The organism is Paenibacillus sp. FSL H3-0321, from assembly GCF_038002865.1.
Classification (GTDB): Bacteria; Bacillota; Bacilli; order Paenibacillales; family Paenibacillaceae; genus Paenibacillus_AQ.
Genome location: NZ_JBBODH010000001.1, coordinates 4790158 through 4802359 on the forward strand (window position 1 = coordinate 4790158; position 12202 = coordinate 4802359).

Genomic DNA, 12202 nt, shown 5'->3' on the forward strand with positions numbered 1-12202 from the left:
TTAAGATTCCCACCTGTCAAATGGCTTTGCTTGTGCGGTTCTGCTGCCTTTGCTCTTGGAGAAGGAATTCTTCAATCCCCGCAGCCGGATTTTGATCCGTGAAGTCTCCATTTGCACGCCGTATCTGCATTTTTTTGATCGAGGGAGCCAAATATGCAACCAGATCCAGCTCGCGGCATTTCACCGCAAACTGAAGGTAGAAGCTGTATAAGTAATCTCCATCCAAAATGTTGCGGGTCAGGTCGGGATGATGTGGGACACATTCCATATGGCGCCCTGCCGCCATGGTAAGAATCGTGTAAATACCTAGCAAATGGACTTTGCGGTTATATTCCAGATCATGGCGTTCCAGTACCGGGAGCAGCTGCTCACATTCTGCCGGAGAGAGAGGCAACTGAATTCCGGCAATCGGTGACATTTCAGTCTGCAATAGCCGGAAGGTATCTTCAATGAGTTGTTTGTTCACCATATTCTCTCCTTCTTGTCGGTTTTGCCGGAAGAAACCATAGCCTTGATTATCCCTACAAAACCATTATTTAAAACAAAGACAGGCGTTTGCTTGAATCATTGCCTGCTTGCTGGAAGATCAAATACAAATTAGGACGTGAAAGATACTTTCACCTGTGTAAATAAGGAGAGTAATGTGTCCTAGGGACACATTACTCTTATGAACATCATATTCAACTGCAGCGGTATTTCATTCCTGCCTAACGTCAGTCAGTATACAGATACCATCGCCGGACGAGCGGTATCCTTTTCCACTGCTTCTTAAGCCAAGGAAGAACGTAGTAATCCAGACCGAAGATGCTGCCGGATCCGCCGATTGTGGCGATTGCCGCACCAACATACCAGAGCATTTCCGTCGACGCCATCTTCGTAGACCAGATCATGACGGCCATACCGATGGTAGCGATCGAAGCAATTGCTGTGAACAGACCTACGATAAGCATAATACCAAAGACGATTTCGGCACAAACCATACCGATTTGGAACCATTTAGCCAGGAACGTATAGGTTCCGTCATTGTTGTAGAACATTAGATCCATGAACCAGTTCGTAATATCATATACGAAGCCTGGAACCGGCAAAGCTTCAACCGCTTCTTTGGCTGTCGTAACTGCAGAAGCAGCCGACTGTGCATCCACTGTGTCTTTTACTGCATCCACGGCAACGCTGGCCGATGATGCGGCATCTGTAGCGAATGGAGCTGCAGGAATCAAGAAAATCTTATCCGGATCTTCCCATATCTTCTTCATCTTGTCGATACCTTCATACAGCCACATGCCCCCGAGAAGCATGCGGAGCGGAACGAGCCAGAAGTTCGGCGAACGTTTGGAGAAGTGGCCGCCGAGGAAGCTCTTGCGGTTTTCCACATGGAAGAACTCATGCATCATATAAGTCCAGACTTTGTTGAAACCAACAACCTGGGACAGGTAGAACATATTGATAAAGTGTTTGGAGAGCATAGCCATAAAGCCGGTAAGCATAAACAGCTTGCCTGGGAGGCCGACGTTGGCTACACCGTAGCGGCTGCCTATGGAAACCATTGTACCGTGGAAACCTGGTTTGTAAGCCTTCTTGGCAGTTCCTTTGATGTCGGCGGTAATGTTGCCGGCAATGACTGGAGCTGCTTGTTCGGCGTTCTCAACCATTTGTGGTACAGGACGTGTTTCGCCTTCAGGGATGAAGAAGATGTTATCCCCTACAACGTATACGTTCTTGTGGTCTACACTTTCAAGGTTTTCGTTCGTTACAATCCGCTTGCGTCCTTGTTGCTGAACTTCAAGGTTGCCAACAATTTCCGAGCCTTCAACACCGGCTGTCCAAACGATGGTCTGTGCATCCACGATGTTTTTCTCACCGAGAGCCACACTGCCTTTGCCTACTTCGGTGATCTTGGCGCCTGTAACGATTTCTACATTCATCTTGCGAAGGCGGGCTTCTGCTTTCTGGATCAGCTTATCCGGCAGGATAGGCAGAATCTTAGGAGCCATATCGGCTACAATCAGCCGCACTTCAGATGGGTCGATGTAGAACTCTTTGCACAATTCTTCGCGTTGTTCGGCCATTTCCCCAACCAGCTCGACACCTGTAAAGCCGGCACCGATAATAACGAAGGTCAGCATGGAACGGCGTACAGCCGCATTTTTTTCTTGAGCCGCTTTGGTATACATATCGCGGATTTGACGTTTGAGCGCAACCGCGTCGTCATAGGACCAGAAGGAGAAGGTGTTCTCTTCAGCTCCCGGAATCCCGAAGAAAGTAGGTTTGCTGCCTGTGCCGATTACAAGGTAATCATAAGCATAGGTAGCTTTGTCGGATTTAAGCTTCTTATTCTTGAAATCAATGTTGCTGATTTCGTCAAGAACTACATCTACTTTAAGACCTGCAAAGATTTTCTTCAGATCAATCTTAATTGAATCCTCGGGCGCGCGGTTCGCTGAAACCTCATGCAGCTCAGTCAATAGAGTGTGATAGGGATTCCGGTCGATCAGTTTGATTTCTACATCTTTGTCGTTCTTAAATTTCTTTGCCAGTTTCTTAGCCGTGAGTACGCCGCCGTAGCCGCCGCCCAAAATGACTATTTTTTTCAAGAGAAACTCACCTCATTCGTCTGATTAGCTGCAAGAGGAGTGCGAATTATTATTTCGCGCCTTCGAGTGCTTTTTCTGCCAGTGTAAAGTATTCGCCTACGTGGATAGAAACGCCGGAAATGGCATCTGTTTTGCCTTCGGCATCCAAAGTAGGAGCAGCACCTTTGTTTTCAAGGAAATACTTTTCAGCCAATGCGATTTCTTCATGCCATTCAGCAGAAGCGCCGCCGGCTTTCATGCCGTATTTGCCGTCTACAGAGAATTGTTTCTTATCGTCGCCTGCAGCATTCAAACCGCTGAATTTAACAGCAACAACATTTCCGTTTGCAACAGTCAGGTCAACCGTAGATTTCCAGCCGGATTCTTTATCCATTTCGCCTTCTGCATGATATCCGCCATCTTTGTAAGCACCAGCTTCGGCAGGACCGGCAGCAAGTGCAGCTTGAGCAGCAGCGACAAAGTCATTTACATGTACGGATACACCGGAGATTGCATCTGTATGTCCTTCAGCATCAACAGTGATTGCTGCAGGATCTTGTTTTTCGATCAGGTAAGCTTCGGCTTTAACTGCTTGCTCATGCCATTCGGATTGAGCGCCGCCCTTTTCAACCAAACCATATTTACCATCTTCAGAAACTTTTTTCTTCAGATCGCCTGCGTTTTTAACGTTAAAAGCATTCCAATCAGCTTTGGTAATTTTTCCGCCTTCTACAGTCAGCAGGGCGTAAGTTTGCCAGCCGGTTTCTGCATCTGCTTCAATAGTTCCGAAGTAAGTACCGTCCTTGTATTTTCCAGTCTCTGTTCCAGCAGTGTTGCTGCCGGAGTTGGTAGCTGGTGCGGTAGTTTCTACAGGAGCATTTGTTGGTGCAGCGTTGTTAGCATCATTGTTGTTGCCACAACCCGCGAGCAGAGTACCGAGTACAAGAGCGCTCGACAAGATTACAGAAGCTTTTTTCATTTGATATGACCTCCAAAAATAGTTTAAAATATATATATTAAAATGTAAAACATTTTAATAGTCGTTGGAAGTGACAAAAATCACTTTATAAATGACATATGTCACGTGTACCCAAGGCTTTAGACCCTAATTGTAGCATTACCTTGACATATATCGGTCAGCATTAGAAAAAAATTTAGACATCTTGTTTCTACTTCGATGGCATTTTAGCACAAGGGAGGAAAATATCATGTGAAAATAATCACTTAACGAACAAAAAATTAATTTACATTTGGATTATATCAATTTTTAAAATATATTGATACCCATTTTAAAAGACTATTATGTGACAAAATACGACTTCATTCCGCAGACTGTCCAGATTCATATCCGGGGAGCACGGTTAAGTATTTACTAGACATGAGCTTCTAAACGATACCTAAATAAGGCTAAGGAGATGACATGTAATGGATAACAATGTGGTTAAGGGAAAATGGCTGCAGCTTAAAGGTGAAGCCAAAAAACAATGGGGCAAGCTTACTGACGATGATCTTGACGTAATTGACGGCGAGAAGGATAAATTGGTCGGTAAATTGCAGGAACGTTACGGACATACCAAGGATGCCGCAGAGGCGGAATACCACAACTGGGAGAAGTCGTTCCGCAGCTAGCGGAAAATCAGGCCTCGTGACAGGATAATCCCATATTCATGAAGAGGCGGTGTCTTATGGACAAATTCCAAGTTGTAACCGGCAGGATTATTGAAATCCATGGTGATCGGGTACTTACACAACAAGGTGAGGTGTTCTGCACCTACCATTCCCGGTATTACACGATTCCGGATGCAGAGATGTGGACACAAGCCGAATATGACCTGGAAGAGCCTACTATAGAGCTGAAAGACAGGAGCGCAAATCGCATTTGATTTGCGCTCTTCTTTAATTGTAAGAAACTAGCTTCACGCACTGTTCGGATACACAGCAATAGAGCTGTAGTTTCATGAATTCAATTTGCCACTGTGATAGTATAGATAAGTGTTTGCTATTACATAAATGATGTAGGAGTGAAGCTATGGAATATTTGAAGATATTTTTTATGAACACAGCCCTTCTCATAACATTGGCTTATCTGGCGAATTTAATATATAAACACACAATTACATATGTTCCTGAAAGGGTTAAAAAGGTTAGTTGGGTGCTGCTCGCTATCTTTGCCGGCTGGATCAGCTCCTTCTTCGGGTACAGACTGGAAGAGCACGTTATCTTTGATTTGCGGTTTGTCCCGCTCATTATTTCTACTCTGGCTTACCCGCATCCCTTCATCCTTATTATTATTGGTGTAGGAACCGGGCTCACGAGGTTAACCTTCGGCATTAATGAAGCAGCAGTGGCAGGAGTGCTGAACTTATCTATCCTGGGTTTCGTCTGCGCCGGCCTGAGCTTCTGGATACGGCGTACCACTGCTTCCATAATGAACAAAGGGTTAGTGACTATTCTCGTAGTTAACTTAATGAACGTAATCAATATCACCATTTTTGGAGTTATACCTGCCCGGGAATACATAACGGATATTATGCCGGTCACGTTGCCCGCCGGGCTGGGTCTAAGTATACTGTTCGCGCTTATTATCCGTGACTTCCAATTAGAGCTGCTGCGCAACGGACAGGTTGTCAGAGCGAATGAGCTGCTCTCTGCCCAGACGGAGGAGCTGCATAAGAATAAGATCGTATTGGAGAAGAGAGCTGAGCAGCTGATGATGGCCTCCCAGTACAAATCGGAGTTTCTGGCCAATATGTCGCATGAGCTTAGAACACCGCTGAACAGCATCATTAATCTTTCACAATTAATAGAAGAAAATGAGGCATCGCTGACTCCGGAGGAAATGGCCGAATATGCCGGGATCATTCACCGTTCGGGGGAGGATCTGCTGACGCTGATCAATGATATTTTGGACTTGTCAAAAGTAGAAGCAGGCAAGCTTGATATTCTTAAGGAAGATTTGAATGTCAGTGAAATCCCTGAGCTGCTGGCTGTGCAGTTTAGTGTATCAGCCAGACAAAAGGGGCTGGAGTTCAACATCGCACTGCATGATGACGTGCCGCTAGTCATTCATTCAGATCCCCAGCGGGTGCAGCAGATTCTCCGTAACCTGCTCTCCAATGCCATTAAGTTCACAGTGTCGGGACATGTCTCCTTAAACATCCGCACACTGGAGCGTAAGGAAGGGGCGCTCGAGCGGCGCTGGATTGTTTTTGACGTGGAAGACAGCGGCATCGGAATAGCCGCAGAGAAGCATGATATCATCTTCGAAGCCTTTCAACAGGCGGATCAGACTATTGGACGGAAATATGGCGGAACAGGGCTGGGGCTGTCCATCAGCAATGATCTGGCCAGGCTGCTTGGCGGATTCATCACTTTACAAAGCCAGGAGGATCAGGGCAGTCAATTTTCCCTTTATTTGCCTTTGTAAGGCTCCGCGCTGCGGTGGATTTCTGCTCCAATTTAATTTGTGATTTTGGTGTATTGACAGGATGATGATGCGGAGTAGAATGAAGCAAACGCCGCATCTAAGGAGTGTTAATACCCCCATGAACATCATGAGAAACAGGCTGCCCGGTATTCGTCCAAAGCGTATCCGCAAAGCCTCGGTACAACGCAAGAATCTGCAGATCGCTACATTCGAGGGGATACCGTCTACTATCTTCCAGGTGCTGCTGCAAGGTCAGTTTCTGACCGGCTTTCTATTATATTTAGGAGCTACCTCCAGCCAGATTGGTTTTGTGCTGGCGCTTACTACCCTGGTCAATGTTGCGCAAATAGGTGTAGCCTTTCTGATCCAGAAGCTGCCAAGCCGCAAGTGGGCTATGGTAACTTTTATCGGCTTGCACAGATTGCTGTGGGGTTCAACCGGACTTGTACCGTTCATCTTTCCTAAAGAGCATTGGGTTATTGCATTTATAGTGTTATATACAATCGCTTTCATTGCTAACACGGCGGGTGGTGTGCTGTGGAGCTCAGTCATCAGCGATCTCGTCCCTGCCCGTGTGAGAGGCCGATATTTTGGCATCCGCAACACCTTCCTGAATGCTTTGGGGAGCCTTGTGATGTATGGCGGCGGGATTGTTCTTGACCGTTATCCCGGCGGGCACGGCTTCCTAATTTTATATATCGTGGTATGGATATTCTCTATTTCGAACATCATCGTCTTCTTCTTCTATCCGGATGTGCCTTTTGAGAAATCAGAGGAGAAGGACTTTCTGCCGATGTTCAGGAAACCGCTACATGATACGCTGTTTATGAAGTCAACCTTATTTCTGTCCGCCTGGCTGCTGCTGCAGAACCTTACGGTTCCGCTTTATTCCTATGTGATGCTGCAGCTTCTCCATATCAATTATGAGACCTTGTCGCTGCTGAATGTGTCGCAGACCCTCTTCATGATGGCCAGCTTCTACGTGTGGGGCAATTTGAATGCAAAATACAGCAATAAGCGCCTGCTGCTCTGGACGCTGCCGATTATTGCGACATCCTCGCTGCTGTGGGGCATGCTCTCCGTGCTCCCGATGCTGCCGGTTCTGTTTGCCGCCCATATCGTATTCGGCATGGGGGTAGGCGGCTTCAACCAGCTGGCCTTTAACTTCATTATCGGGGATACGCCGAAAAAGGAACGGCCAATGTATATGGCAATGTATGCGGCGCTTACGGGTCTGGCTGCTTTTTTCGGGCCGCTGATCGGGGGCAGAATTTACGAATGGATCGCAGAATGGCCCCGCTGGACGCAGGTCTATGGGATGCAGCTGGTTGTCGGGGTGCTGATGATCGTCCTGGCGCTGCTGCTGGGACGCCGTATTCTCAGAGATGAATAGACTTATCATTTGAAGATAAACATTTGCAGTGCCACAGCAAAGGAGGGATTACGTGACTAGAATAGCCGTAGTGCTGGGAGCGACCGGTTTGGTAGGCAAGGCAGTTACCGGGGAACTGCTAACCGGGGATTGGGATGAGGTCCGGGTGCTGGTCCGCCGCCCGCTGGAGCTGCAGCATCCCAAGCTGAAGCAAACCAGTATTGACTGGGAAAAGCTTGGGCAATATAAGGAACAATTCAGCGGGGCCTACGCTGTCTTCTGCTGCCTGGGCACCACGATTAAAAAAGCAGGCTCACAGGAGCAATTTGAACGTGTGGATTTGCAGTATCCGCTTGCGGCCGCTGCAATTGCCAAAGAATGCGGTGTGAGGCAGTTTCTGGCGGTGTCCTCCATGGGGGCCAGCGCCAAATCCCGCAATTTCTACAGCCGTACCAAGGGCAGGACGGAAGAGGGATTAATCGCCGCGGGGTTTCATGGCCTGCACCTGTTCCGGCCCTCATTGCTGCTGGGAGAACGTCAGGAATTCAGGCTGGGAGAACGTGCCGCTGCTGTGCTGATGAAGGCACTTGATTTTGCGATGGTCGGCAAAGCAGCGAAGTACCGGGCTATTCCCGGTGCCAAAGTGGCGAAAGCAATGGTGAATATTGCACTTGCCAACACAGGCGGCGTACATGTTTATCCCAATGATGTGATACATGTTATTGGTCGCCGCTAGAAGGGAAGTTTGCATTAAACAGAGTGCAGCACGTACAATGGGACATAAATTCATATGTACATCATGACATTAATGTCGCGTACCCACAGGAGGAGCGTATCATGAGTAAAAAACAGGTTGCTACAACCAAAGCCCCAGGAGCCATCGGGCCATATAGTCAGGCGATTGTAGCCGGAAACTGGGTATATACTTCAGGACAGCTTGGCCTGAATCCGGAAACAGGAGAACTTGCGGAAAGTGTACAAGAGCAGGCACGCCAGTCGCTAAGCAACGTTCAGGCCATTTTGGAAGAGGCCGGGGCATCGCTGGGTCATGTTGTGAAGACGACTGTGTATCTCAAGGATATGAATGACTTTGCAGCTGTGAATGAAGTGTACAGCAGCTTCTTTACAGAACCTTATCCTGCCCGCAGTGCGGTTGAAGTTGCACGCCTGCCGAAGGATGGTCTTGTGGAGATCGAAGCGGTAGCGCGCAAGAAATAATGGGCCTTATAGTTGTTAATTAGATAAGCTAACTGAACGAAATCAAATGGATTCAAAAACCCGTTGCCGGTACAATCAGGCAACGGGTTTTTTTTGACCAGTGAATGGGCTGTAAACAGCCTGTTGTTGAAACTCCGGGAACCGCGTTAATATCTGCTCCGGCGGCGCGAAGTAAACATCAGCCAAATGCTGTAGAGCAGCAGCAGGCCTGCCGCCACTGAAGCGGTCACGAATACATTTCCGGTGTCTCTGTGCTCAAGGGCAATCGCGATGAACGCCCAGACGAAGACCAGTGGATAAATGCTGTCCCGGTGAGGGAAACTGACCATTACAGCAAGCAGTACGCCTACGCAGAGCATGATAACCGCCCAGGGGGGATCACTGAGTCCGAATCCGTCCCAGTTGTTCTTCTCCAGCACGACGCTGACATTTACAATTGTGGCAACCGAGATCCAGCCGAGATAAATACTGAGGGGCAGCTTGATCAGCCATTTTTCGCCTGTGGCCGGATCGGTGACGCTGCGGGTTTTACGATAGATGACGATTAGTGTAATCAGCATGAGCACCATGGCAACCAGCGACAGCTCGATGTAAAGATAATGCCAGAGGAACAGCCAGCCCATATTAAAGACGCAGCTCAGCACAAACCAAATGCCCAAAGAGTTAACCGAATCCCGTGACCCGGTGCTCTCGCGGAATTGATATACGATAAAACCGGCGAGCAGGAGATAGATCAGCGACCAGATGGAAAAAGCATAACCGGCCGGTGTGAAATAGGTATGATACTTGTCTGAAATCTCACCGGTGCTGTTCCCGCCCAGAGGCAGGGCAACCGAAAGGATGTTCACGGCAATTACGCCGAAGTAGAACAGCAGGTTCCACCACTTATAAGGGTTATTGCGTCTCATCGTCATTCACTCCTTAAGTAAATTGTATAACGGTGAAGTCTGAGTCTACATAGAATATACCCGCTTTATCAGTGGTTAAGACTATATTACCCAAAAAAATGACCTGCAGGTCATAAAGTTGCGGATAGCCGTCCGCACAAGCGGGGTAATAGAAGTAGAATAGGGAATTTTAACAAGGCGGCAATAGCCGGAGGGGGATAAGAGGCGATGGAGAGCAGCGAAGCAATACGTCCCGAAAAAATGGGTCCACTTGTTATGAAGGAAACCTGGAATACCCCGGGAAGCATTGAATCCTGGGAACGTTCAGAGAATATTTATATCGTCCGCGGGGAGCGCGGCGGGGTTGTATTTGTTTTTTTGAATGATGAAATGTTCCGGATGAAGGTGTTTCGCAGCAGCGTTCCGGATCTGACAACATCTGCAGCAGTGCTGGCGGAGAGCTGTGTGCCGCATTTGTTCCCGGTAGAGGAGACAGAGGATGCACTGATCTTCACTACCAGCGCGATTCGGCTGATCCTTGAGAAAACCTCATTCCTTCTCCGTGTGGAAAATATGGAGGGCAAGGTCATCATGCAGCAGAACCTGACAAGCTGGAATCCGCGCGGGGCCAGTCATGCCGAGTATGATATGCAGCCGGATTCGCATTTTTACGGGCTGGGGGAGAAATCCAGCTTTCTCGACAAACGCGGGGAGCGTTATACGAACTGGAACACCGATGTGTTTGCGCCACATTTGCCGGAGATAGAAGCCCTATATGAGTCCATTCCGCTGATTATTCATATGCATGGCGACCTCACCTACGGATTATTCCTCGACAATACGGGCCGGAGCGATTTTGATATGCGATCCCATGGGGTTGCTTTTACGATCGGCTGCTCCACTGGAGCTTATGATATCTACTTTATCAATGGTCCCGAAATGAAGGATGTTGTAACAAGATACACTTCGCTGACCGGACGGATTGCGCTTCCGCCTAAATGGGCGATCGGCTACCACCAGTCGCGTTATAGTTATATGAACCAGCAGGAGGTGCTGCAGCTTGCCCGGACCTTCCGTGAGAAGAGGATTCCCTGCGACGTCATTTATCTGGATATTCATTATATGGATGAATACCGTGTCTTCACCTTTGATCCTGTAAACTTTCCCGAGCCGGAAAAGATGATATCGGAGCTGAAGGAGCTCGGTGTGCGGATCGTACCGATTGTTGATCCCGGCGTCAAGAAAGACCCCAATTACGAGGTGTACAAGCAAGGGGTTCTCGAAAAGCATTTCTGCCGCAGGCTGGAAGGCGATATATTCTTCGGCGAGGTGTGGCCGGGAATCAGCGCCTTCCCTGATTTCAGCGACAGCCGGACGGCTGAATGGTGGGGCGATCTGCATAAATACTATACCGGCCTCGGCATTGACGGAATCTGGAATGATATGAACGAGCCGGCGGTGTTTAATGAGAGCAAAACGATGGATCTGGATGTGATGCATTTCAACAACGGGCATCCGATCACACATGAGGAATACCATAACCTGTATGGGATGATGATGTCCAAAGCAACCTATGAAGGCTTGGCGGAGCATATGGGGGGAGAGCGCCCCTTTGTGCTGACCCGGGCCGGTTATGCCGGGATACAGCGTTACGCCGCGGTATGGACGGGGGATAACCGCAGCTTCTGGGAGCATATGGCGATGGCGATACCTATGGTGCTTAATATGGGACTCTCGGGACTGGCCTTCTCCGGGCCGGATATCGGCGGCTTCGCCCACCATACCTCCGCGCAGCTTCTGGTACGCTGGACACAGATGGGTGTTTTCTTCCCCTATTGCCGCAACCATTCCTCCATCGGTACCCTGCGCCAGGAGCCATGGTCGTTCGGTGAGGAGGTCGAAGGGATTCTCCGTGAATTCATCGGCCTGCGCTACCGCTGGATGCCTCATATCTACAACCTTTTTCATGAGGCGGAAACCTGTGGGCTTCCCGTGATCCGGCCGCTGATTCTGGAGTACCCGCGCGACCCCTATGTGACCAACCTGTGCGATCAATTTTTGCTCGGGGAAAATGTGCTGATCGCCCCTGTCTACCGCCCGGATACGGAGCATCGCTCGGTGTATCTGCCTGAAGGGTGCTGGCTGGATTATTGGGATGGTGAAGTTCATGAGGGCGGACGCCATATCCTCGCCGATGCACCGCTGAACATTATGCCGATGTATGTGAAGGCCGGAAGTTTTGTCGCCGAAGGTCCGCTCAAACAATACGCACTCGAAGAAACAGAGGAAACGGTGGTGTTTCACCTGTATGGTGCGGAAGCCAGGGAAGGATTCTCGGCTGCCTTTACCCTGTATGAAGATGACGGGCACAGCTTCGGGTACAGAAGAGGGCAATATTCGCAAATCGACGTACAGGCCGCCGGAGAAGCAGGGACATTGCGGATAAGCTGGTCTTATGCAGTCCGTGAATTTACGCCCCGCAGGGAGATGCTGCGCTTCGCGCTCTGTTATCCGTCTTTCTTCACCCAATCGGTGGAAGGACTCTCCGAAATCAGTCTGGAGCAGCTTAAGGAAGGACGGCGGGGCTGGGCACGCAATGGCAAGAGCGGTGCGGTGATTATTCAAGTGGACGATGACCCGGAAGGCGGGGAGCTGCGGATGGAGGTAGCGGAGCAGCAACCGGAACACTTTAGAACCCTTTGATACGACTTGAACCCGCCCGCTG

At 49.0% G+C, this 12202-nt stretch carries 11 protein-coding genes; 7 read left to right on the forward strand and 4 right to left on the reverse strand.

The window, feature by feature from the left end:
- Positions 1 to 16: 16 nt before the first annotated feature.
- The 3 genes from MHI45_RS21420 to MHI45_RS21430 all read right to left on the reverse strand — a co-directional run bounded on the left by MHI45_RS21420 (position 17) and on the right by MHI45_RS21430 (position 3552).
- A complete protein-coding gene (locus MHI45_RS21420) occupies positions 17 to 469 on the reverse strand; it encodes a hypothetical protein (protein ID WP_083675896.1) in 453 nt (150 codons plus the stop codon).
- A 244-nt stretch (positions 470 to 713) separates the two neighbouring features.
- Positions 714 to 2594 (reverse strand): FAD-dependent oxidoreductase, encoded by a 1881-nt coding sequence (locus tag MHI45_RS21425; protein WP_038585341.1) that lies wholly within the window; start codon positions 2592 to 2594, stop codon positions 714 to 716.
- Between the two features lie 49 nt (positions 2595 to 2643).
- Positions 2644 to 3552: a hypothetical protein gene (locus MHI45_RS21430; RefSeq protein ID WP_038585344.1), complete on the reverse strand. Its 909-nt coding sequence runs from the start codon at positions 3550 to 3552 to the stop codon at positions 2644 to 2646.
- Between the two features lie 446 nt (positions 3553 to 3998).
- On the opposite strand from MHI45_RS21430, the gene MHI45_RS21435 reads away from it, so the two are divergent.
- The 6 genes from MHI45_RS21435 to MHI45_RS21460 all read left to right on the forward strand — a co-directional run bounded on the left by MHI45_RS21435 (position 3999) and on the right by MHI45_RS21460 (position 8590).
- Positions 3999 to 4202 (forward strand): CsbD family protein, encoded by a 204-nt coding sequence (locus MHI45_RS21435; protein ID WP_076113713.1) that lies wholly within the window; start codon positions 3999 to 4001, stop codon positions 4200 to 4202.
- Between the two features lie 56 nt (positions 4203 to 4258).
- The gene (locus MHI45_RS21440) at positions 4259 to 4456 is read left to right on the forward strand and encodes a hypothetical protein (RefSeq protein ID WP_076113714.1); all 198 of its coding nucleotides are present in this window, start codon (positions 4259 to 4261) and stop codon (positions 4454 to 4456) included.
- A 146-nt stretch (positions 4457 to 4602) separates the two neighbouring features.
- Positions 4603 to 6000: an ATP-binding protein gene (locus MHI45_RS21445; RefSeq protein ID WP_340895133.1), complete on the forward strand. Its 1398-nt coding sequence runs from the start codon at positions 4603 to 4605 to the stop codon at positions 5998 to 6000.
- A gap of 118 nt (positions 6001 to 6118) precedes the next feature.
- Positions 6119 to 7393, forward strand: a complete 1275-nt coding sequence (locus tag MHI45_RS21450) for an MFS transporter (RefSeq protein WP_081965654.1) — start codon at positions 6119 to 6121, stop codon at positions 7391 to 7393.
- 52 nt (positions 7394 to 7445) lie between these two features.
- Positions 7446 to 8108 carry an oxidoreductase gene (locus MHI45_RS21455; RefSeq protein ID WP_340895132.1) on the forward strand — a complete coding sequence of 221 codons (663 nt, stop codon included), beginning with the start codon at positions 7446 to 7448 and terminating at the stop codon, positions 8106 to 8108.
- A gap of 101 nt (positions 8109 to 8209) precedes the next feature.
- Positions 8210 to 8590, forward strand: coding sequence for a RidA family protein (locus tag MHI45_RS21460; RefSeq protein WP_341119420.1), 381 nt, complete (start codon positions 8210 to 8212; stop codon positions 8588 to 8590).
- Between the two features lie 146 nt (positions 8591 to 8736).
- Here the strand turns inward: MHI45_RS21460 and MHI45_RS21465 are convergent, their stop codons facing one another.
- On the reverse strand, positions 8737 to 9498 hold the full coding sequence (locus MHI45_RS21465) for a tryptophan-rich sensory protein (RefSeq protein ID WP_341119421.1): 762 nt from the start codon (positions 9496 to 9498) through the stop codon (positions 8737 to 8739).
- Positions 9499 to 9705: 207 nt separating this feature from the next.
- On the opposite strand from MHI45_RS21465, the gene MHI45_RS21470 reads away from it, so the two are divergent.
- Positions 9706 to 12180: a glycoside hydrolase family 31 protein gene (locus MHI45_RS21470; protein WP_341119422.1), complete on the forward strand. Its 2475-nt coding sequence runs from the start codon at positions 9706 to 9708 to the stop codon at positions 12178 to 12180.
- Positions 12181 to 12202 lie beyond the last annotated feature (22 nt).

Bases quoted from the DNA above. Each gene is read 5' to 3' on its own strand.
- MHI45_RS21420 (WP_083675896.1), bottom strand. From the start codon at position 469: ATGGTGAACAAACAACTCATTGAAGATACCTTCCGGCTATTGCAGACT.
- MHI45_RS21430 (WP_038585344.1), bottom strand. From the start codon at position 3,552: ATGAAAAAAGCTTCTGTAATCTTGTCGAGCGCTCTTGTACTCGGTACT.
- MHI45_RS21435 (WP_076113713.1), top strand. From the start codon at position 3,999: ATGGATAACAATGTGGTTAAGGGAAAATGGCTGCAGCTTAAAGGTGAA.
- MHI45_RS21440 (WP_076113714.1), top strand. From the start codon at position 4,259: ATGGACAAATTCCAAGTTGTAACCGGCAGGATTATTGAAATCCATGGT.
- MHI45_RS21445 (WP_340895133.1), top strand. From the start codon at position 4,603: ATGGAATATTTGAAGATATTTTTTATGAACACAGCCCTTCTCATAACA.
- MHI45_RS21450 (WP_081965654.1), top strand. From the start codon at position 6,119: ATGAACATCATGAGAAACAGGCTGCCCGGTATTCGTCCAAAGCGTATC.
- MHI45_RS21460 (WP_341119420.1), top strand. From the start codon at position 8,210: ATGAGTAAAAAACAGGTTGCTACAACCAAAGCCCCAGGAGCCATCGGG.
- MHI45_RS21465 (WP_341119421.1), bottom strand. From the start codon at position 9,498: ATGAGACGCAATAACCCTTATAAGTGGTGGAACCTGCTGTTCTACTTC.
- MHI45_RS21470 (WP_341119422.1), top strand. From the start codon at position 9,706: ATGGAGAGCAGCGAAGCAATACGTCCCGAAAAAATGGGTCCACTTGTT.